Here is a 19,417-nt window from a genome sequence, read left to right on the forward strand (position 1 = left end):
TCAGGCTGTCGCGGGCTTGCGCGTTTCGCGCGCAGCACGGCCCCGTTGCAGGAAGACGACCAGCGCCAGCAGCAAGAGCGCGGGGATGAACATCCAATACTTGCTGGGCTGGGGCACGGGTTTAAGTACGCGCAGCACTTCTTGATCCCAGTCCAGACCGGCCGATTGCGCGGGACTGTCGTAGATCACATCGTCGATGATCATCTTATCGCCTTCCTCGCGGAACATCAGACCCGAAGCCTCCAGCTTCTCGGCCCCCGTCTCTCCCGCGCCAATCGGCAGCAGCGCCACGAACTCCAGCGGATCGCCCAGATCGTTCACGCCCGACACCCGTAGTCGGAGCCGTTCGCCCGCCGGTGTTTCCTCTGCCGCCTGCACGATTTCTGTCGGGGCTTCTTCGCTATAGGGCGGATAGACCATGTCCATCCAAAAGCCCGGACGGAACAGGGTAAAGGCAATCAGCAGCAGCGCGATGGTTTCATAAAAACGGTTACGGGCCAAAAACCAGCCTTGGGTCGCGGCGGCAAAGAGCAGCATCGCCACAGTTGCCACGACAAAGATGAACAGCCCCTGCCCCCAGTTGACCCCGATCAGCAGCAGTTCCGTGTTGAAGATAAACAGGAACGGCAGCGCGGCAGTACGCAGGGAGTAGAAGAAGGCGACCAAGCCAGTGCGGATCGGATCACCGCCCGACACGGCGGCGGCGGCGAAACTCGCCAACCCCACCGGCGGGGTCACATCGGCCATGATGCCGAAGTAGAAGACGAAGAGGTGCACCGCGATCAGCGGCACGATCAGACCGTTCTGCTGGCCCAGCGTCACGATCACCGGGGCCAGTAGCGCCGACACGACGATGTAGTTGGCTGTGGTTGGCAAGCCCATGCCAAGGATCAGCGACAGCACCGCCGTCAGGAAGAGGATGGCAAGAATATTGCCGCCCGACAGCACCTCAACCACATCCGCCAATGCCGAGCCGACACCGGTCTGGCTGACTGCGCCAACGATGATACCCGCCGTTGCCGTGGCGATGCCGATACCGATCATGTTACGGGCACCGGTGACCAGACCGTCGATCAGGTCAAGCACACCCGCTTTCACGTCGTTCACGAACTGGCTTTCGCCACGGAACATCGCCATCAACGGGCGCTGTGTCAGCAGGATAAAAATCATATAAGCCGCAGCCCAGAAGGCCGAGAGGCCGGGGGACAGGCGATCAACCATCAGCGCCCAGACCAGCACGACCACGGGCAGGATGAAATGCAGCCCCGACCGCGCGGTCGGCCCGGGCATCGGCAGCGATGTCACCTCAGCATTGGGATCGTCCAACTTGAGCGGTTCTTCTTTACTCGCCACATAAAGCAAGCCGACATAGACCGCCGTGAGGAAGACAAAGATGATATATCCCGCCGTCTCAGGGAAGGCCGGGCGGATCCAGCCCATCAGGTAATAGACGGCAAAGGACAGCGCGCAGATCGCGATGATCGCAAAGGCGATGCCGATCAACTGCTGCACCAGCGGCTTGGGCGTATAGGCGCGCGGCAAACCCTGCATCCCGGCCTTCATCGCTTCAAGATGCACGATGTAGACCAGCGCGATGTAGGAAATCACCGCAGGCAGAAAGGCGTGTTTAACCACGTCGAAATAGGGGATGCCGACATATTCGACCATCAAGAAGGCCGCAGCGCCCATGACGGGTGGCATGATCTGCCCGTTGACCGACGATGCCACCTCGACCGCGCCCGCTTTTTCCGAGCTAAAGCCGACCTTCTTCATCAGCGGAATGGTAAAGGTGCCGGTGGTGACAACGTTGGCGATGGAGGAGCCAGAAATCAGTCCGGTCATCGCCGAGGCGACAACCGCTGCCTTCGCCGGACCGCCACGCATATGGCCCATGAGGCTGAAGGCAACTTGGATAAAATAGTTACCCGCGCCCGCCCGGTCGAGCAGCGAACCGAACAATACGAAAAGGAACACGAAAGAAGTCGAGACGCCAAGCGCGATGCCAAAGACGCCTTCAGTGGTGATCCACTGGTGGTTTACGATCTCGCTCAGGCTGTTGCCTTTATGCGCGATGATGCTGGGCATTTGAGGCCCAAGCACGGTGTAGAACAAAAACAGGCTCGCCACGATCATCAGCGCGGGACCAAGCGCGCGACGGGTGGCTTCAAGCAGAATTAACAGTCCGGTAACCCCGGCGATATAGTCAGGTAGGATCGGCGCGCCGACGCGGTTGGCAATCTCGCGGTAGAAGATAAAAAGATATAGTGCGCAAAAGGTGCCGACGATGGCCAAGGCCCATTCCCAGATCGGAATGCGGTTCTTCGGGGAGCCGAGGAGCACCGTGGCAATGACAAAGGCTGCGGGGATCGGGATCCACCAAACGGCGGTCGAATCCTTGGTGCTGACCATAAAGAGTGCGGCCAGAACGGCAGGAACAATGACGCCAAGCGCCACCTGAAAGCTGGTGCGCGTGGCCGGGAACACCATGATGCCAAGGAATACGGCAAAGCCCAAGTGAATGGAACGGGCCAGCGTATCGTTGAACAGACCAATAGGTGACGCGATATAGAGTTGGAACAGGGACCAAGCCAATGCCACCAACAGCAGCAAGGTGCCCATCAGCCCGCTGACAGCACGGCCGCCCGTATCAGAAGAAGCGACAAGTTCGTCCAGTTCCGCCTGGCTCAATCCGCCCCGGTCACCGGTTGCGGCGGTTTCGACAGCCGCCGCCTGTTGCTGGTCCTTCTCAGACATATCGTCCCCCTGTCGGCTCCACCTTAGGATGGATGCGCATATTGTTTTTTCGGGTCTCTGACGGCAGCGTACCGCCGCCAGAGCTATCATGTCACGCGAAGATTACTCGATCCAACCTTGCTCTTTGTAATACTTCTCTGCACCGGAGTGCAGCGGAGCAGACAGACCGCCCGAGATCATCTCTTCTTGGGTCAGATTCTCAAACGCCGGGTGCAGACGCTTGAAACGGTCGAAGTTGTCAAAGACGGCTTTGACGACCTGATAGACCACATCGTCATCCACATCGGCGGATGTGACGAATGTCGCTTTCACGCCAAAGGTTTTCACGTCTTCGTCGGTGCCCTTGTACATGCCGCCCGGCACGGTGGCCTCGGCGTAGTAAGGGTTGTCGTCGATCAGACCTTGGATCGCGTCACCGTCTACGGGGATCAGCTTGGCGTCGATGGTCGAAACGGCTTCTTGGATCGAACCATTCGGGTGACCAACGGTGTAGATGATCGCATCCACTTTGTTGTCGCCCAGTGCGGCGGCCTGCTCGGCCGGCTTCAGTTCGGACGCCAGTGCGAAATCGTCCAGCGTCCAGCCCTTGGCGTCCATCACGACTTCCATGGTGGCGCGCTGACCGGAACCGGGGTTGCCGATGTTGACGCGCTTGCCTTTGAGGTCGTCAAAGGACTCGATGCCGCTGTCGGCACGGGCGATGACGTTAAACGGCTCACCATGTACGGAGAAGACCGCGCGCAGGTTGTCGAACTTGTCACCTTCGAACTGCGAAGAACCGTTGTAAGCGTGGAACTGCCAGTCAGACTGTGCAACGCCCATATCCATGTCGCCTGCTTTGATCGCATTGATGTTGGCGATGGACCCGCCGGTCGACGGCGCGGTGCATTTCAGGTTGTGGTCCGCTGTGCCGCGGTTCACCAGACGGCAGATCGACTGACCGACGACAAAATAAACGCCCGTCTGGCCACCGGTGCCGATGGTGATGAATTTTTCCTGAGCCATGGCCGCAGTGCCGGCCACCATGGCACCGGTCATCGCGAGCATTTTGAACATTTTCATAAGATGTCTCCCATTGTTATATTTGGCGGACCACCCTTTAGGTGGACCCCATTGCATTCACAAGTAGAGCGCCGCAGCCTTCAGGCAATTGACTGGGCTAGGAAATTTTACACACGCCGTTCAGACCGCATGCAGACATGCCCTTGTGGCGGGAATCCCCGAATTCAGGTTAGGTCGGATTGCCATCGCGATCAATGCAACTGACCGACACGCTGCAATCAAGGTGCAAAAGCCTAGCCTACGGACTGGGACAGGTCCGGCAAAACCGGGGCAGCGGCGATCAGCGATTTGGTATAGGCGTGCTGCGGCGCGTCAAAGACCTGCGCGGTCTCTCCGGCCTCTACGATCCTGCCGGACTGCATCACCAGCACGCGATCTGTCACCGTGCGCACCACCGACAGGTCATGCGAGATGAAAAGGTAAGTCAGGTCATAATGGCTGCAAAGCTCGGCCAGCAGATCAAGGATCTGCGCCCGGACCGAGACATCCAGCGCGCTGACCGCCTCATCAAAAAGGATTAACTCTGGCCGGATAATCAGCGCGCGGGCGATGGCGATCCGCTGGCGCTGCCCGCCCGAGAATTCGTGAATGTATTTGCGCGCATCTGCGGGGCGCAGCCCCACGGCGGTCAGCGCCTCGTCAATCGCGCGGGTCCGCTCCGCCCCCTGCGGCGCGCTGTCGAGCAGGTGGAAAGGCTCGGTCACCAACCGATCAACGCGGTGGCGCGGATTGAAGCTGCCAAAAGGGTCTTGGAACACCACCTGCATCTTGCGGCGCACGGCAAGGTTCGGCTTGGTCCCGGTGAAGACGGGCTGACCATCGACGGTGATGCTGCCCTTTTGCACCTGTTCCAGACCCAAAATCGCCCGCGTCAGGGTCGATTTTCCGCAACCGGATTCCCCCACCAAGCCCAACCGCTCCCCCCGGTTCAGGGTAAAGCTGAGGTTGTCCACCGCGCGGAATGTGCCGGGCGCGCCGAAAAGCGTCTTGCGCGGCAAATGGTAATCGCGGCAGACGCCTTTGACCTCCAACAGCGGTACGGGCGCGGGCGCGGCGGTCAGGTTCACCTCATGGCGGGAGGCGTCGAAAAGCATCTTGGTGTAAGGATGCTGCATGTTGTGCAGCAGGGCTTGCGTCTCCCCCTGTTCGACGATCTGCCCCTTGCGCATGACGATGATCCGGTCGGCCATATCCGCCACGACGGCAAGGTCATGGGTAATCATCAACAGCCCCATACCGTCTTCCCGCGCCAACCGGGTCAGCAGGGTAAGGATTTGTGCCTGTGTGGTCACATCCAACGCCGTGGTCGGCTCATCCGCGATCAGCAGGCGGGGGCGCAAGGCGATGGCGATGGCGATCACCACCCGCTGGCGCTGCCCGCCGCTCAACTCATGCGGATAGCGCGACAGGGGGAAGCGGTCTTGGGGCAGGCCGACGCGGGTGAGCGTATCGGCGGCGCGTGCCTCGGCCTCGGCCCGCGACACGCTTGGCTCATGCACGCGGATGGTTTCGGCCACTTGGCGACCGATGGTCTGCACCGGGTTCAGCGCGGTCATCGGCTCTTGGAACACCATGCCGATGTCATTGCCGCGCATACCACAGAGCGCCGCCTCGTCCATCTGGGTCAGATCGTCGTCACCCAGCATGATATGCCCGGTGGTTGTCGCCCCCTTGGGCAGCAGCTGCATCGCCGCCAGCGCGGTCATCGACTTGCCCGAGCCACTTTCCCCGGTCACGGCCACGATCTCCCCCGGCGCGACAGAAAAGGTCACCCCGTCGAGGATGCGCAGCCCGTGGATCGACAGCGAAAGATTGGAAACGGTCAGAAGCGTCATGTGCGTGCCACCCTCAGGCGGGGATCAAGCAGGTCACGCAGCCCGTCGCCCATCAAGTTCAGCCCCAGCACCGTCAGGATGATCGCGAAACCCGGCATCAAGGCCATATGCGGCGCGATACTGACCATGGTTTGCGCATCGGCCAGCATCCGGCCCCATGACGGCACCGGCGGCTGCGCACCGAGACCGACATAGCTCAGCCCCGCCTCGGCGAGGATGCCGAGAGAGAACTGAATGGTCCCCTGCACGATCAGCAGATTGGCAACGTTGGGCAAGATATGCTCGAACGAGATCCGCGCGGCGGATTTGCCCGCCACGCGGGCCGCCATGATGAACTCGCGCTGCCACAGCGACAGCGCCGCCCCGCGTGTGATCCGGGCGAAGACCGGGATGTTGAAGATGCCGATGGCGATGATCGCGTTGATCGCCCCGGCGCCAAAGACCGCCGTGATCAGAATGGCGATAACGATGGCCGGAAATGCAAAGACCAGATCATTGCCGCGCATGATGACCTCATCCACAAGGCTCCCGCGCCGCGCTGCGGCCCAAAGCCCCAGCGGCACGCCCGCGCCCATGCCAATGCCCACCGCCACCAACGCCACGGCGATTGAGGTGCGCGCGCCGACCATAATCATGCTGAGGATATCGCGGCCAAAGTGATCTGTGCCCATGGGATGGGCCAGCGAAGGGCTGTGCAGTTTATTGGCGATGTCGATCCCGGCATAGTCATAGGGCGTCCAGACAAAGGAGATCAGCGCGGCCAGCAGAAAGACCGAGGTGAGCGCAGCGCCAAGGATCAAGTTGCGGTTCATGTGCGGGCCCTCAGCCGGGGATCAACGGCGGCATAGGCCAGATCGACAAGGAAATTCACCAAGATCACCGAAAAGACCAAGAGCATCACCACCGACTCGACCACGATCAGATCCCGCGCCGAGATCGACTGAAACACCAGCCGCCCAAGGCCCGGCAGGTAAAAGACCTGCTCGATAATGATCGACCCGGCCAACAGGAAAGAGAACTGCAGGCCGATGATCGTCAGCACCGGGATCAGTGCATTGCGCAGCCCGTGCCGCCAAAGCGCCTGCCGCGCGGTCAGCCCCTTGGCCCGCGCGGTGCGCATGAAATCTTCGCCCAGAACATCCAACAGGGCCGAGCGCATGACCCGCGCGAGGATCGCCGCCTGTGGCAAGGCAAGCGCAATGGCAGGCAGGGTCAGCGCGTGCAACCCGGCAAAAAGCCCCTTGTCCCAGCCGACGAAGCCACCCGCCGAAAACCAGCGCAGATTGATCGAAAAGATCAGCACGAGGATCATGGCGAACCAAAAGTTCGGCACCGCCACGCCCAACTGCGTCGCGCCCATTACACCGATGTCACCCGCCCGGCCCCGGCGGGATGCGGCATAGATACCCGCAGGAAAGGCAACGACGACGGAAAGGAAAAGCGCATAAAGCGCCAAAGGCACAGAGACCCAAAGCCTATCACCAATCATCTCTGTCACCGGAGTTCGATAGGTGTAAGAAGTGCCGAAATCGCCCTGCAGCATCCCACCGACCCATTCGATGTAACGCTCGGGTCGGGATTGATCGAGACCGAGCTCACTGCGCAAGGCGGCCAATGTTTCGGGCTGGGCATTAAGACCCAGCATGAACGAAGCCGGATCGCCTGGGGCGACCTCAATAACCACAAAAATCACCAGCGACGCGACCGCGAGACTGATGAGCAGGGAAAGAAATCTTTTTAACGCGTAGCGCAACATAGCGCCTAGGTTAGGCGGCGCGGTCGGGAGGGTCCAGAGCCCATGGCCGGTTTGCGTGGGCAAAAGTGAATATTGTATGAACTTTAGCAAGGTGAGGGACTGAAGCCGATGTTAAAGATTTATTTTTTAATTTTTTTCAAATACTTAGATCATAAAATGCCACGTTATCTGTCACTCAGTCCGATATGCACCGGAACCATATCCGCTATGCAGGGTTGTCTTCGGGAGAACAGAGGAAACTGGAGATTAAAAATGAAAACGACTTTGAAAACACTTGCGATCGCTGGCCTTCTGGGCACCGTTTCTGCACCCGCATTCGCCGCTGCGCACATGGACATGGCAACCATGACATGCGCTCAGTACCAAGAGCTTAGCGCCGACGAGAAAATGGAAGTTGCTTCCATGGCAATCGCCGAGCTGGAAGATGGCGGCCACGAAGGTTCGATGATTACGGAAACCAAAAACGACGGTTCCGAGCCTAGCGACATCACGGCCGAAGAGGCGACTGACTCTGAAGAAACCGAAGATTCCCTGATCGACAACACTAAAGCTGTCGAAGATTCGGAAGAAGCCGATGAGATGGCTGACACCGACATGGAACAGGAAATGGAAGACTTCGTAGTCGTCTGTAACCAGAACCCCGACGCATTGGTTAGCGAAGCAGCAGCTGGCCTGCGCGGCAAAGACTAATAGTCACCGCTTTTAGTATAAAGGGCGCGCTTTACAGCGCGCCCTTTTGCGTTTCCTAAAGGTCGTCTTGGAGGTTATTCCGCCCAGCTTACACCGCTTAGGTCCGTCGCCTGTGTCGGCGCGTTTACCCAAAGGCCCTGAACGCCCGCCTTGGCGATCGTCGGGAACGCCAGCTGAAACAGGAAGCCATTCACATAATCCTCTGCGATGATCTGCTGTGCTTTTGCCAGCATCTCGCTCCGTGCGGCGGGATCTGCGGTCTGGTTAAACTCCGCAATCAAAGATTGAACCTCGGCATTGTCATACTGAAAGTAATAGTCTGGGTTGGCATAGATGTTGATATCCATCGGCTCTGTATGGCTGACGATCGACAGGCCGAAATCCTTGCCCTTGAAAACTGTCTCTAACCACTGTGCCCATTCGACATTGGTGATCTGCGCCTTAATGCCAACTTGGGCCAATTGCGCAGCGATGATCTCCCCTCCTCGGCGGGCATAGGATGGGGGTGGCAGGTGCAGTGTCGTCTCAAACCCATCAGGGAACCCAGCTTCGGCAAGCAACGCCTTGGACTTCTCCGGATCATATTCGCTCATCTCGGTCAGGTCGATGTAATCGGGGTTATGGGGGGCAAAATGTGTGCCGATCGGCGTGCCATAACCAAACATCGCCCCGTCGATGATCGCTTGACGGTCAATCGCATGAGCCACGGCCGCGCGGACTTTGACATTGTCAAAGGGTTCACGCTGGTTGTTGATCGACAGGATCGTTTCGCCTTCGGTCGAGCCGATGAGCACCTGAAAGCGCGGGTCAGCTTCGAACTGGGGAATGTTCTCGGGCGCAGGAAAACCGGCAAAAACGTCGACATCTTCGGCCATGACAGACGCAAAGGCCGCTGTCGGGTCTGAAATGAACTTGAAGGTCGCACTGGCCAATGCGGGCGCGTCCCCCCAATAGGCATCATAGCGTGACAAGGTAATTTTGTCGCCCTGACGCCATTCGTCGAACTTGAATGCGCCGGTGCCGATCGGGGTTTGTTTGATCGTCTCAACGGATTCTGGCGCCACGATCACCGCATCGCCCCACGCAAGGTTGAACAGCAGGTTGCCATTGGGTTCGCTCAGCTTAACCTCAACGGTCTGCGGCTCGACAACAGTGACCTCAGAGATCGCGGAATAGAGTGCCTTTTGCGCGTTGGCGCTGTCTTCGGCGTTGATCCGGTCGAGGGTGAACTTAACATCTTCGGCATCCATCGTGGTGCCATCATGAAAGGTTACGCCCTCACGCAGCTTGAACGTATAGGTCAACCCGTCTTCGGAAATCTCCCAAGAGGCCGCCAAACCCGGTACGACAGACCCGTCGCCCATGAATCGTGTTAGCCCCTCAAAGACATTGGTATAAAGCACCGAGTCGATCGCCCCGGCGGCGGCAGAGGTCGGATCAAGGTGCGGTGGCTCTAGCTGCAAGGCAACGGTGATATCGTCCTTAGCCAGCGCCCCTGTGGCGGCAACGACCAGCGCAGCGGTGGCCACCCCGGTCATCAAGCGGTTCAAACGGTTCATAAAGTTCTCCCATATTGGTGTATTTTTCTCGGAGGCTAGCCAAAAGCCGCGCGGCACGCCAGCACTCGTTGCCAAGCACGCGTGGTAAGGGTATCGCGGGTGCTTTGCACAGGCGCCGCGCACCGGATCGGCTGTGATAAGGGCAGTAGGAGAATGCCATGGCCACGCTGGGGATCGATTTTGGGACGTCCAACACCGCTGCGGGTATTGCCGTTGATGGAACACCGCAACTGATTGCACTGGAGGCCGAGGCTCAGACCCTGCCGACAGCGGTCTTTTTCGATTTCGAGGCGAAAGAAATGCGCATTGGCGCCGCCGCGTCAGACGCGCTGCTTGCCGGGTCCGAGGGGCGCTATATGCGCGGATTGAAAAGCCTGCTGGGCACAAGGCTCATGCGCGAACGCCGGGTGCTGTTGGGCGAGCGGCTTGATTTCATTGACATTGTCGCGCGCTTTCTAGCGCGGGTGAAGTCACAGGCCGAAGCGGCAACGGGCGTGCAGTTTGATGCCGCACTTTCGGGCCGTCCGGTGCGCTTTCACTCTGCTGACGACGCGCGCGATGCCCAAGCGCTGACAGATTTGCGTGAAGCCTATGGTCGAGCGGGTTTTGACCGTGTGGATTTCATGAACGAACCAGAAGCCGCAGCGCTTGCCAACCGCGCGGCCTTGCAACCGGGCGATCTGGGGCTGGTGGTCGATATTGGCGGCGGCACATCGGATTTCACCCTGTTTCGGCAGCGTGGCAATGAGGGGATCGACATTCTGGGCAGTCACGGCATCCGCCTTGGCGGGACGGACTTTGATCGGTCCCTGTCTATTGGTCGGGTGATGCCGCAATTGGGCATGGGCAGCGAAATCCGTCATGCCTTTGGCGGCGACACTCATCTTGCACCGAATGCGATCTTTAATGACTTGGCGACTTGGGCGAAAATTCCGTTTCTTTACGGCCCCGATACCCGCAAGGCAGCCGCAGAGTTACATAAGTTCGCCGAACACCCCAAACGCTTGGCCCGGCTGATTAAAGTGCTTGAAGAAGAGCTTGGTCATGATCTTGCTTTCGCCGTTGAAGCAGGCAAGATCCGGGCCAATGGCGCAGGTGCCGAAGGGGACGCGGACCCGGTGATTGACGTGTCGATGCTAAAACCCCGCGCCACGCTTCCGTTGCCCCGTGACTGGATGCGGAAGCGGCTTTCCAAGCTGGCCGAACAAATCGGAACCGCGGCTGTAGCCACATTGAACCACGCGGGGATTGAGCCCGCAGCGGTGGATCGGCTGATCTTTGTCGGTGGTTCAAGCTTGATGGAGGTTGTCGAGGCCGCCCTGCGCGCGCGCTTCCCGCGTGCGGAGTTGCACCGGGGGGCGGCATTGACAGCGATTGTGGAAGGGTTGGCGTTGAGCAGTGCGCAGGCTGGGCGGAGATGAACGCATGCGGTTTTGCCAAATAGATAGGGCAGACGGTATTTAGGAAAGGATGAAGATGAGGGCGCGGCGCAGCTGACAGTTATGACAGGGCGCGAAACAACTGTGCGAACTGGGTAGAATTGGCTTTTTACTGTGCGTGAAGCGGCGGCGGGCTATGTTCATGATGTCCATGATTTTCAGGAAACCACTGATGGCCCCATTGATCCAAAAAAAGCCCCCCACTTCCGCCGTGCAGGAAGAAGCCGAAGAACGCTCTGTCAGTGAAGCGGCGGCGCTTTCGCCTAAACTGATCTATGAGGTGATCCGGCGCGAAGGTCGGGATGAGTTGAACCGCACCAACCGGTCGCTGATCTGGTCGGGGATCTCGGCAGGGATGCTGATCAGTCTTTCGGTCTTGGGTGAAGCGATCTTTCGGACCTATCTGCCGGACGCTAGCTGGCGTTTCCTTTTGGAGAACCTTGGTTATTCGCTGGGTTTCATCGCGGTCATCATGGGCCGGATGCAGTTGTTTACCGAAAACACGATCACCACCGTTTTGCCTCTGATGCAGGAACGCAGTTGGCAGGTTTTTGGCAGCCTCCTGCGGCTGTGGGGCGTGGTTTTGGGGGCCAATGTGATCGGTGCTTTTGCAGCCGCGGCGCTGTTCATTTATACGCCCGCCATTCCCGCCGAGATCCTACCTGCCATTATAAGCCTATCGGAACATGCGACCGGCATGCCCCCGTCAGAGGGATTTTGGCGCGCTATTCCTGCAGGGGTGATTGTCGCGCTGATCGTTTGGATGTTGCCCGAAGCCGATGAGGCGGCGTTTTTCCTGATCCTTACCTTTACTTGGCTCATCGCGGCGGGGGATTTCACCCATATCGTTGCGGGCTCGGTCGAGATGGCAGCGCTGATGCTGCATGGCGGTTTGGGATTCAGTCAGGCGCTCTTTGGCTTCTTCCTGCCGGTGCTTGTTGGCAACATCATCGGCGGCACGTTGGTCTTTACCCTTGTTGCTTGGGGTCAGGTCCGCGACGATGTTGAGTAAAGTTACACGGTACCGGTTTGTGCCGGGATCGGATCGAAAGGAATGGCCTTGGTGCTGCGCAGTCCCCCAACCCGACCGGCGATCTATTGGGATGCCTTTAAGGCAAGCCTCAAGCAGGCGGCGGACGAAAACCTTGCTTTGATCTCGGCTGGGGTGGCTTTTTTCGCCATGCTGTCGCTGTTTCCAGCGCTGGCCGCTTTGATTGCCCTGCTCGGGTTGATATCTGATCCGGTGGTCGTTGTGGCGCAGTTGGAAGACGTGCGCGGGCTGCTGCCCGATGATGTTTACGACATCATTAATACGCAGGTGACCGGGCTGGTTACCGCGCGGGCCGATACGCTGGGTTGGGCGGGTATCGCATCCTTGCTGGTTGCGCTGTGGTCGGCGCGGGCGGGGGTCGGCGCGATGGTGATCGGGCTGAACTCCGTCTATAATGAACGCAATCGTAATACGGCTAAACATTACCTGCATGCGCTGCTGCTGACAGTTAGCCTTGTTGCAGTTGGGATTGTGGCGCTGTTGGCCGTTGTGATTGCGCCGATCATACTTGCCTTTATACCCCTAGGCCCCTTTGGCAATGTCGTGGCTGATCTACTCCGTTGGACTGTGGCGACCGTGGTGCTTTTTGCCGGGGTTGGCGTGCTGTACCGCTTTGGCCCGAACCGACGCGCAGCCCGGTTGCCATGGCTCAGCAGCGGGGCGATCCTTGCGGTGCTGTCATGGGCTATCGTCTCTATCGGCTTTTCTTACTATGTGGCCAATTTTGGCAACTACAATCAGGTCTATGGCTCTATCGGTGCCGTTATTGCGATGCTTATTTGGCTTTGGATCAGCAGTTTTCTGATCCTATTTGGGGCCGCGCTGAACGCGCAGGTTGAGCGGCGTACGCGATCTGACAGCACTATCGGCGCAGCCAAGCCACGCGGGCGGCGCGGGGCCGAAGCGGCGGATACCTATATCGACGTGACCAACGACTAAATGGGCTTACAACAGCGGGCGTTTTTGCCGCCCCTCAAGGGTTGTCATTCCCTTTTCAGCCAGCGCTTCAAGGTTGTTGATTTGCAGCACACGGTCAGACCATGAAAGCAACTGACGTTCTTTGAGCGCGGCGAGCGTCTTATTCGTATGCACCACCGATAGGCCAAGCGCATCGGCAAGGTCGCGCTGTGAATAGGGCAGCGGCATCTGATTTTGGGTGACCATGCCCAGCGACTTGCCCCGCTCAAAAATCTTAACCATGGCCCATGCGATGGCCTGTATCGCGGTGCGCTGGCCGATGGTGGCCAAGACTTCGCCCATAAAATGCTCTTCGATCGCGGCGAGCCATGTGATGTCAAATGCGCGTTCAGGGTGAGATTTGAAGAAATTCCAAAATTCACTGCGCTTAAAGACACATAACCGCATATGCGTTCGGGCCTCTACCGAATGACCCATTTCGCCCATTATGCCCGCTTGCAACCCAATGAAATCTCAGGGGAAAACAAAACTAATCACCTGACGGCTGCCGTTTTCCAACGTCTTGTCACGGATGCCCATACCGGTAAGCGCGGTATAAAGTTGGGGTGAGTTTGACCCCTCTAACAAGATCGGCGTGCCCGGCTCGACGGTCAACTCACCAGACTTGAACTTCTCCATGAAGCTCAGCTCTTCTTTTGACATCGGCAGGAAGGCATCTTTGCGTTGAAGAGGGCAATAGCGGCATTGGGTCGTCATTTTATAAAATTGCTCTCTTATGTCCTAGTTTAATGCGCCCCTCCGACGCTTTCCTTAAATCGTGTCTTTTGCCCACCGGGGGAAGACCATGTCGATCTTGATCTACGAACCGGACCCATTGGTCTGTTCAGACATAAATGAAACGCTTTCTACGGCCTTTCCGCAATCGGAAATCGGCGTATTAGAAACTTTCGACATCGGCCGACTGGTTGAGAACATCAGCGAGACGCAGTTTGCCGTACTCTCGTTGAGACAGGAGCAACTGCATCAATACCTCCCGGAATTGCGCAACCTACAGGAGTGGTTCCCGATCATCTGTATCTTGAATGATCTGCCGCGCCTGCCTGAGGCGACGGATCACCCACGGTTTATCCTGCGACCGTTCTCCAGCGGAACCTTAGTAAACGCGGTTAACGCCGCGCTTTCTGACCAGCGGTTATGCCAGCCAGAAATGCCATAACCAGATTTTTCAGCCCGTCATGTTCAGACGCGGCTGGCTCCCCTTGATCAGGGGCGTGGCGGGGTGCGCTGCCGTCTGATCCGGCCAGTGCAAGCAGTAGAAAGCCAACGCCAAAGTATGCCGCGCCGAGGATCAGCGCAGCCGTCATCGCTGTGGTGACGGTGACAAGGTACAACCACGCGGCAAGCGTCAAGAACAACAGCCCGATCAGTAGCAGGATCGCGGCACCTGCGCTCAACATGGCAGTTCGTGCTGCGCGCCGTGCAGACCCGCGCAGGTGTTGCATCACCGCGGAAAGCATCTAGCGGCGCGCCGTCACAAGACCAACTAGGAAACCGATGCCTGCGGCGATCCCCAATGCGGTGCCAGGCTGGGCTTGCAGAAACTCTTCGGCCTGTTTTTGGGCTTCCATGGCCTTTAGGCGGCCCGTGTCGGCAAAATCGTTGGCCGCAGTGCGGGCGTTGTCGCGCATCTCTTTGGATTTGGCTTTGCCGTATTCGCCCAAGGTCTCGGTCAATGATGCAATATCGTTCTTGAGGAGCGCGATCTGGCTGGACAGATCGTCGATGGTAACCTCTTTGGCGGCTGTCGTCGGGGTCTTGGCCATGGGGGCCTCCTGAGTGGTTGAGTGATGGTAGGCGGCTTGAGGGCCGGATGCAAAGGTTCCCCGCGCAGCGTAATATGCGCAGGAAACCAAATATATGATGCGGGCCAGGATCGAGCCAATCTTAGGCGTTAAGCGTTTCCGTGGAGGAGAAGAACATCGCTTGCGATACCGCCGAAACGACTTGATCTACCGAGTAGGGCTTGGAGATCAGGAAGGCTGGTTCGGGTTTGTCACCGGTCAACAGGCGCTCAGGGAACGCGGTAATAAAGATTACGGGACGCATACCAAGTTCATTCAGCAGGTCGTTTACTGCATCAATACCTGAAGAGTTATCGGCGAGCTGAATGTCTGCAAGGATCAGGTCTGGCACATCGGCTTTGCCCAGCTTAACAGCCTCGTCGCGCGTGCGCGCGATGCCCGTAACGCGATGACCCATCTCTGCGACGATGGATTCAATATCCATTGCGATGATGGCTTCGTCTTCAATAATCATTACCGAACCAGAGGTGCTGTCGGCCATCTCACGGTGCGCGATCTGGATCAACTCGTCTGCTTCGGCCTCATCCACACCGATGATCTTGGCGATTTCCCCGTGGGAAAACCCTTCGATCGTGTGCAGCAAAAGCGCTTCGCGGCTGTTGTTGGTCAGGCTGGCAAGATGGCGCTGCGCCTTGGCCCGGGGGCCGCTCTCACCTTCTTCAACGGGGGCGCCTGCGCTGGCCCAAATTCCGTACAAAACCTTGAAAAGACCCGTCTTTGTGTCCACCCCATCGAGCACCGAGCGATCAACCAAGATGGCTTCCAGCGCCGCCGCAGCAAAGGTGTCGCCGCTGGTCTGGCTGCCTGTCATCGCCCGCGCGAACCGGCGAAGGTAGGGGATGTTGGCTCCCAGTTCATCGCTGATGCTGGTCTTTTGTGTCGCATCGTTCATCTAGTCGAATCCTTTTTAACTTTTCTTGGAACCAAACACCCCGACATTGTGTTTGGTTCCAGTATGCGTACATAATTATTTAAACGAGACGACGATGCCAGAGGTGATGTTAGTGAATTCAGGAAACAAGGACGAGCGCGAGCGCGTCATCGACGACAACCTCAAGCGTGTCTTCGATGAGACACTCGATGAAGGCATCCCTGACCGTTTCAAGGATCTGCTTCAGAAGTTGAAGGAACAGGATTCAGAAAAAGGAACGTCATAATGACCCGTCCCGATCCGCGCGACGAGCTGGTAGAACATCTGCCGGCCATGCGGGCCTTTGCCATCAGCCTGACCCGCAATGGCGCCACGGCAGACGACATGGTGCAGGACACTTTGGTCAAGGCGTGGACCAACATTGAAAAGTTCCAAGAGGGCACAAATATGCGCGCTTGGCTCTTCACGATCTTACGGAACACTTATTATTCCTCGCGCCGCAAAGCGAAACGCGAAGTCTCGGATGTGGATGGCGTACTAACCGAAGGTCTGGCCGAAAAACCTGCCCATGATGGTCACATGCAAATGACTGACTTTCGAAAGGCCCTTGCCTTGCTGAAGGATGAGCAACGCGAGGCACTGCTGCTGGTAGGGGCTTCTGGTTTCTCCTATGAAGAAGCAGCTGATATGTGTGGCGTCGCTGTCGGCACGATCAAAAGCCGCACCAACCGGGCGCGTGCACGCCTTGCCGAACTGCTTGGCCATCGTGACGATGAAGCTCTTGAGATGACCGATGACGCCACTATGTCTGTCCTATCCGCCTCAAAAGTTTCTTCTTTCTAAGTATGACATCTGGCTTCTTCAGCGGTGATCTGATGCGTGGGCTGACGATCCGTGTTCTGCTGTTTCTGTCTCTCGCGCTTTTGCCCATTGGGTTGATCGCGGTTGTGCAAACACGGCAGATTGCGGATCAAAGTCGCCAAAGCGCAGAATTGTCGCTGATCGCCGTCACGGAACAATCCTCTGCTGCGGAACGCAGGGTGATCCAAGAAGCCTTTGGCGCGGCAGAGGCGCTGACTTCTATCGTGCGCCTGCGCCGGGATGATCCCGAAGAATGCACTGCGTTCCTCAAGGAATATAAGCAAGCCTCTGACATCTATTCACTGGTTGGGTTCATTGCGCTTGATGGGCGTATGACCTGTTCCTCCACCGGGCAAGAACACGATTTTTCCGACGAGCAGAGCTTTCAGTCATTGCTGGACGCACCGGTCCGCCGCGCGATGCCGGTACTGCAAGGCGCGGTCAGCAATCAGGTGGTCACGTTAATCAATGCACCCGTCTATGAGGACCGCGAATTGATTGGCTTCATGGCGCTCAGCATTCCTGAAGACGCCATCAACGCCATCCGCGAGCCGAAGGGGAAGCACAGCAGTGTCGCGATGATGACCATCAACAAGATGGGCCACATCCTCACGACAGAAAACGGGCTGGACGTGGCCAAAGAGGAATATCCCAACGATGTTGCCTTGTCCTTGCTGACCACCAAAGATCCGAACGTCTTTCTCTCGCAAAATTCTGTCGGCAAAGAACGTGCCTATGCGATCGTTCCGATTGTGCCCGAAACGGTATTCGCGCTGAGCGTTTGGCCCAGCAACACGCCCTTCCTTGATACCGGTGTTTCTACGCGGCTGAGTGCGCTTTTGCCCATCGCCATGTGGTTGGCGAGCCTAATCGTGGCCTTTTGGGCATTGAACCGACTGGCGATTAACCACATTCGCAAACTCGGGCGGCAAATGCGCCGTTTTGCTCTGAACCGCACCCTCCCCCGTGGCACGCTTGGCCCGTCAGTGCCCACCGAACTGGTCGAGATGGAATCGGCTTTTGTTGGCATGGCAGAGTCTATCCTGCGAGACGAGGCAACATTGGAAGACAGCCTTCGGCAAAAGAACATATTGCTGAAAGAGGTTCATCACCGGGTTAAGAACAACCTGCAGCTTATCTCATCGATCATGAACATGCAGATCCGGCAGGCCAAAAGCGAAGACGCACGTTTTGTCCTACGCCGCCTCCAAGATCGTATTCTAAGCCTCGCCACCGTACACAAGAACCTTTACCAGAACGACGACCTTGTCCGCGTCAACGCGAGCGAATTGCTGCGCGAGATCGTGGGCCAATTGTTGTCCGTTGGGCTTGCTTCCAGTTCTGGTGTGAAGGTTGAGCAGTCTTTTGAAACCATTCAGATCGACGCCGACGATGCTGCCCCGTTGACACTGCTGGTGTCCGAGGCGCTGACCAATGCCCTTAAATATGTCTCTACAGTCGAGCATGGCAAAGGTTTCATTTCGCTCAAGCTCATCTCCACCGGGCCGGAAAAGGCCATGCTTGAAGTGCGCAACACCATCGGCAACCCCGAAGAGGTGAAGTCAGGCACCGGGCTGGGATCGCGGCTAATCCTCGCGTTCACCCGGCAACTGAACGGACAGGTCGAGGTTGAGACCACGGATGATGTCTATCAGATCCGGGTAAACTTCCCCGTGCCGACAGATAGCAAAATGGTCTACGACTACTGATCGCCAGCGCTCTGCGAAATCTTGCCGAAATCGTGCTCTGCACGCCACAGACTCGTCATGCGCGAAAAATTAGTGGGAACACTTTGGGCTGGGCGCGGTTGAGAACCTGAAACGCAGTGCGAAAAGGAATACGGAGATGACCACGGAGCTATTTCTCGGCGGTCTGACCATCCTGACCTTAGCTGCGGTCATCATACTTGCTCTTACAACGGGCAGAAGGGAACTTCATTCGGATGAGGACCGTACCGGGCGCGATAAGCAGCAACCGGAGGCCCAGAGGTCAAACTACCGGTCAGACTACTAAGACCTGACACCTATCGACCGCCCCGAGCAGACCGCTCGGGGCGGTCGATTTTTATCAGGGTCGTGTTTTTAGAAACTCGGCGGAGTGCAGGCGCTGACGATCTCGCAAGGCACATCTCCGATATTGCGGAACCGATGGGGCAGACGACTGTCGAACAAATATCCATCACCGCTTTGCAACACGCTCACCGCGCCGTCGACCGTCACCTCAATACTGCCCCGCACCACGACACCCGCCTCTTCGCCGTCATGGCGCAGGAACTCCGGCCCAGTATCGGCGCCGGGTTCATAGGTTTCATGCAGCACCTGAAGTGCGTGGTGTTCCGCATTGCCTAATTGGCGAAGCGAAACGCCCCCCTGATGGCTGGGCGAAATCTCGGTCAGTTCCTGCGCGCGGTAAAACACTTTGGCGCTATCGTCTTCCTCTAGGATCGAGAAAAACTCGGCCATGCTGATGGGAATCGCGTCCAACAGGCTTTTGAGAGACGCGACAGAGGGGCTGGTCCGGTTTTTTTCGATCAGCGATATCGTGCCATTGGTCAATCCAGCCTTGGCCGCAAGTTCACGCTGAGACAACCCGTGCTTTTTGCGGATCAATCTTAGTTTTTCACCAACGTTCAATGACTTGTCCTTCATGGGATCCGCCGTACTCTGCACGGCACTTACGCCGGGTCAGGTGGTGGCCGTGAGAATTGTTAAATAGAGGCTGCGATGGCGATTGACAATTATATTAAACAGAATATGGAT

The 19,417-nt window shown here is 57.8% G+C and carries 18 protein-coding genes and 1 pseudogene; 8 read left to right on the top strand and 11 right to left on the bottom strand.

The annotated features are described in order from the left end of the window. The 5 genes from ACSQ16_RS18650 to ACSQ16_RS18670 all read right to left on the bottom strand — a co-directional run bounded on the left by ACSQ16_RS18650 (window position 1) and on the right by ACSQ16_RS18670 (window position 7,407). The gene (locus ACSQ16_RS18650) at window positions 1-2,754 is read right to left on the bottom strand and encodes a TRAP transporter permease (RefSeq protein ID WP_243261927.1); all 2,754 of its coding nucleotides are present in this window, start codon (window positions 2,752-2,754) and stop codon (window positions 1-3) included. Between the two features lie 102 nt (window positions 2,755-2,856). Then, window positions 2,857-3,816 (bottom strand): TAXI family TRAP transporter solute-binding subunit, encoded by a 960-nt coding sequence (locus tag ACSQ16_RS18655; protein WP_243261926.1) that lies wholly within the window; start codon window positions 3,814-3,816, stop codon window positions 2,857-2,859. 233 nt (window positions 3,817-4,049) lie between these two features. Next, window positions 4,050-5,651, bottom strand: coding sequence for an ABC transporter ATP-binding protein (locus ACSQ16_RS18660; RefSeq protein WP_243261925.1), 1,602 nt, complete (start codon window positions 5,649-5,651; stop codon window positions 4,050-4,052). Then, window positions 5,648-6,463 carry an ABC transporter permease gene (locus ACSQ16_RS18665; protein ID WP_243261924.1) on the bottom strand — a complete coding sequence of 272 codons (816 nt, stop codon included), beginning with the start codon at window positions 6,461-6,463 and terminating at the stop codon, window positions 5,648-5,650. Before ACSQ16_RS18665 ends, ACSQ16_RS18660 begins: the two co-directional genes overlap by 4 nt. Next, window positions 6,460-7,407 (bottom strand): ABC transporter permease, encoded by a 948-nt coding sequence (locus tag ACSQ16_RS18670; protein ID WP_093927667.1) that lies wholly within the window; start codon window positions 7,405-7,407, stop codon window positions 6,460-6,462. The genes ACSQ16_RS18665 and ACSQ16_RS18670 overlap by 4 nt, the downstream gene beginning before the upstream one ends. 252 nt (window positions 7,408-7,659) lie before the next feature. Here ACSQ16_RS18670 and ACSQ16_RS18675 point away from each other — a divergent pair, with 252 nt between their 5' ends. Beyond that, a complete protein-coding gene (locus ACSQ16_RS18675; RefSeq protein WP_093927666.1) occupies window positions 7,660-8,097 on the top strand; it encodes an HdeA/HdeB family chaperone in 438 nt (145 codons plus the stop codon). A gap of 74 nt (window positions 8,098-8,171) precedes the next feature. Here the strand turns inward: ACSQ16_RS18675 and ACSQ16_RS18680 are convergent, their stop codons facing one another. Continuing rightward, window positions 8,172-9,656 (bottom strand): ABC transporter substrate-binding protein, encoded by a 1,485-nt coding sequence (locus tag ACSQ16_RS18680; protein ID WP_243261923.1) that lies wholly within the window; start codon window positions 9,654-9,656, stop codon window positions 8,172-8,174. A 158-nt stretch (window positions 9,657-9,814) separates the two neighbouring features. Here ACSQ16_RS18680 and ACSQ16_RS18685 point away from each other — a divergent pair, with 158 nt between their 5' ends. The 3 genes from ACSQ16_RS18685 (at window position 9,815) to ACSQ16_RS18695 (ending at window position 13,085) form a co-directional block, all read left to right on the top strand. Further along, window positions 9,815-11,077: an Hsp70 family protein gene (locus ACSQ16_RS18685; protein WP_243261922.1), complete on the top strand. Its 1,263-nt coding sequence runs from the start codon at window positions 9,815-9,817 to the stop codon at window positions 11,075-11,077. A 190-nt stretch (window positions 11,078-11,267) separates the two neighbouring features. Continuing rightward, window positions 11,268-12,107 (top strand): formate/nitrite transporter family protein, encoded by an 840-nt coding sequence (locus tag ACSQ16_RS18690; RefSeq protein WP_243261921.1) that lies wholly within the window; start codon window positions 11,268-11,270, stop codon window positions 12,105-12,107. A gap of 42 nt (window positions 12,108-12,149) precedes the next feature. Further along, window positions 12,150-13,085, top strand: a complete 936-nt coding sequence (locus tag ACSQ16_RS18695; RefSeq protein ID WP_167360235.1) for a YihY/virulence factor BrkB family protein — start codon at window positions 12,150-12,152, stop codon at window positions 13,083-13,085. A gap of 6 nt (window positions 13,086-13,091) precedes the next feature. Here ACSQ16_RS18695 and ACSQ16_RS18700 read toward each other — a convergent pair. Next, window positions 13,092-13,820, bottom strand: a pseudogene (locus ACSQ16_RS18700) (Crp/Fnr family transcriptional regulator). Window positions 13,821-13,908: 88 nt separating this feature from the next. On the opposite strand from ACSQ16_RS18700, the gene ACSQ16_RS18705 reads away from it, so the two are divergent. Beyond that, window positions 13,909-14,280 carry a hypothetical protein gene (locus tag ACSQ16_RS18705; protein ID WP_243261918.1) on the top strand — a complete coding sequence of 124 codons (372 nt, stop codon included), beginning with the start codon at window positions 13,909-13,911 and terminating at the stop codon, window positions 14,278-14,280. Here ACSQ16_RS18705 and ACSQ16_RS18710 read toward each other — a convergent pair. From ACSQ16_RS18710 to ACSQ16_RS18720, 3 genes are all read right to left on the bottom strand, one after another. Continuing rightward, window positions 14,231-14,521 carry a hypothetical protein gene (locus tag ACSQ16_RS18710; RefSeq protein WP_243261917.1) on the bottom strand — a complete coding sequence of 97 codons (291 nt, stop codon included), beginning with the start codon at window positions 14,519-14,521 and terminating at the stop codon, window positions 14,231-14,233. The two genes, ACSQ16_RS18705 and ACSQ16_RS18710, sit on opposite strands and share 50 nt — an antisense overlap. Before the next feature lie 60 nt (window positions 14,522-14,581). Then, window positions 14,582-14,887, bottom strand: coding sequence for a DUF883 family protein (locus tag ACSQ16_RS18715; RefSeq protein ID WP_243261916.1), 306 nt, complete (start codon window positions 14,885-14,887; stop codon window positions 14,582-14,584). Window positions 14,888-15,008: 121 nt separating this feature from the next. Next, window positions 15,009-15,818 carry a response regulator gene (locus tag ACSQ16_RS18720; protein WP_093927659.1) on the bottom strand — a complete coding sequence of 270 codons (810 nt, stop codon included), beginning with the start codon at window positions 15,816-15,818 and terminating at the stop codon, window positions 15,009-15,011. Window positions 15,819-15,912: 94 nt separating this feature from the next. Here ACSQ16_RS18720 and ACSQ16_RS18725 point away from each other — a divergent pair, with 94 nt between their 5' ends. The 3 genes from ACSQ16_RS18725 to ACSQ16_RS18735 are packed head-to-tail and all read left to right on the top strand — an operon-like array spanning window position 15,913 to window position 18,367. After that, a complete protein-coding gene (locus tag ACSQ16_RS18725; RefSeq protein ID WP_201722086.1) occupies window positions 15,913-16,083 on the top strand; it encodes a NepR family anti-sigma factor in 171 nt (56 codons plus the stop codon). Then, a complete protein-coding gene (locus tag ACSQ16_RS18730) occupies window positions 16,083-16,640 on the top strand; it encodes an RNA polymerase sigma factor (protein ID WP_243261914.1) in 558 nt (185 codons plus the stop codon). Before ACSQ16_RS18725 ends, ACSQ16_RS18730 begins: the two co-directional genes overlap by 1 nt. Window positions 16,641-16,642: 2 nt before the next feature. Further along, a complete protein-coding gene (locus ACSQ16_RS18735) occupies window positions 16,643-18,367 on the top strand; it encodes a sensor histidine kinase (RefSeq protein ID WP_243261913.1) in 1,725 nt (574 codons plus the stop codon). A gap of 372 nt (window positions 18,368-18,739) precedes the next feature. On the opposite strand, the gene ACSQ16_RS18740 is transcribed toward ACSQ16_RS18735, so the two are convergent. After that, window positions 18,740-19,306, bottom strand: coding sequence for a cupin domain-containing protein (locus ACSQ16_RS18740; RefSeq protein WP_243261912.1), 567 nt, complete (start codon window positions 19,304-19,306; stop codon window positions 18,740-18,742). Between the last annotated feature and the right edge of the window lie 111 nt (window positions 19,307-19,417).

The sequence above is a fragment of the Sulfitobacter sp. SH24 genome, assembly GCF_965641895.1.
GTDB classification, from domain to species: Bacteria; Pseudomonadota; Alphaproteobacteria; order Rhodobacterales; family Rhodobacteraceae; genus Sulfitobacter; species Sulfitobacter dubius.

Bases quoted from the DNA above. Each gene is read 5' to 3' on its own strand.
- ACSQ16_RS18730 (WP_243261914.1), top strand. From the start codon at position 16,083: ATGACCCGTCCCGATCCGCGCGACGAGCTGGTAGAACATCTGCCGGCC.
- ACSQ16_RS18650 (WP_243261927.1), bottom strand. From the start codon at position 2,754: ATGTCTGAGAAGGACCAGCAACAGGCGGCGGCTGTCGAAACCGCCGCA.
- ACSQ16_RS18715 (WP_243261916.1), bottom strand. From the start codon at position 14,887: ATGGCCAAGACCCCGACGACAGCCGCCAAAGAGGTTACCATCGACGAT.
- ACSQ16_RS18675 (WP_093927666.1), top strand. From the start codon at position 7,660: ATGAAAACGACTTTGAAAACACTTGCGATCGCTGGCCTTCTGGGCACC.
- ACSQ16_RS18670 (WP_093927667.1), bottom strand. From the start codon at position 7,407: ATGTTGCGCTACGCGTTAAAAAGATTTCTTTCCCTGCTCATCAGTCTC.
- ACSQ16_RS18680 (WP_243261923.1), bottom strand. From the start codon at position 9,656: ATGAACCGTTTGAACCGCTTGATGACCGGGGTGGCCACCGCTGCGCTG.
- ACSQ16_RS18660 (WP_243261925.1), bottom strand. From the start codon at position 5,651: ATGACGCTTCTGACCGTTTCCAATCTTTCGCTGTCGATCCACGGGCTG.
- ACSQ16_RS18720 (WP_093927659.1), bottom strand. From the start codon at position 15,818: ATGAACGATGCGACACAAAAGACCAGCATCAGCGATGAACTGGGAGCC.
- ACSQ16_RS18685 (WP_243261922.1), top strand. From the start codon at position 9,815: ATGGCCACGCTGGGGATCGATTTTGGGACGTCCAACACCGCTGCGGGT.
- ACSQ16_RS18655 (WP_243261926.1), bottom strand. From the start codon at position 3,816: ATGAAAATGTTCAAAATGCTCGCGATGACCGGTGCCATGGTGGCCGGC.
- ACSQ16_RS18705 (WP_243261918.1), top strand. From the start codon at position 13,909: ATGTCGATCTTGATCTACGAACCGGACCCATTGGTCTGTTCAGACATA.
- ACSQ16_RS18725 (WP_201722086.1), top strand. From the start codon at position 15,913: ATGCCAGAGGTGATGTTAGTGAATTCAGGAAACAAGGACGAGCGCGAG.
- ACSQ16_RS18740 (WP_243261912.1), bottom strand. From the start codon at position 19,306: ATGAAGGACAAGTCATTGAACGTTGGTGAAAAACTAAGATTGATCCGC.
- ACSQ16_RS18710 (WP_243261917.1), bottom strand. From the start codon at position 14,521: ATGTTGAGCGCAGGTGCCGCGATCCTGCTACTGATCGGGCTGTTGTTC.
- ACSQ16_RS18735 (WP_243261913.1), top strand. From the start codon at position 16,643: ATGACATCTGGCTTCTTCAGCGGTGATCTGATGCGTGGGCTGACGATC.
- ACSQ16_RS18690 (WP_243261921.1), top strand. From the start codon at position 11,268: ATGGCCCCATTGATCCAAAAAAAGCCCCCCACTTCCGCCGTGCAGGAA.
- ACSQ16_RS18695 (WP_167360235.1), top strand. From the start codon at position 12,150: ATGGCCTTGGTGCTGCGCAGTCCCCCAACCCGACCGGCGATCTATTGG.
- ACSQ16_RS18665 (WP_243261924.1), bottom strand. From the start codon at position 6,463: ATGAACCGCAACTTGATCCTTGGCGCTGCGCTCACCTCGGTCTTTCTG.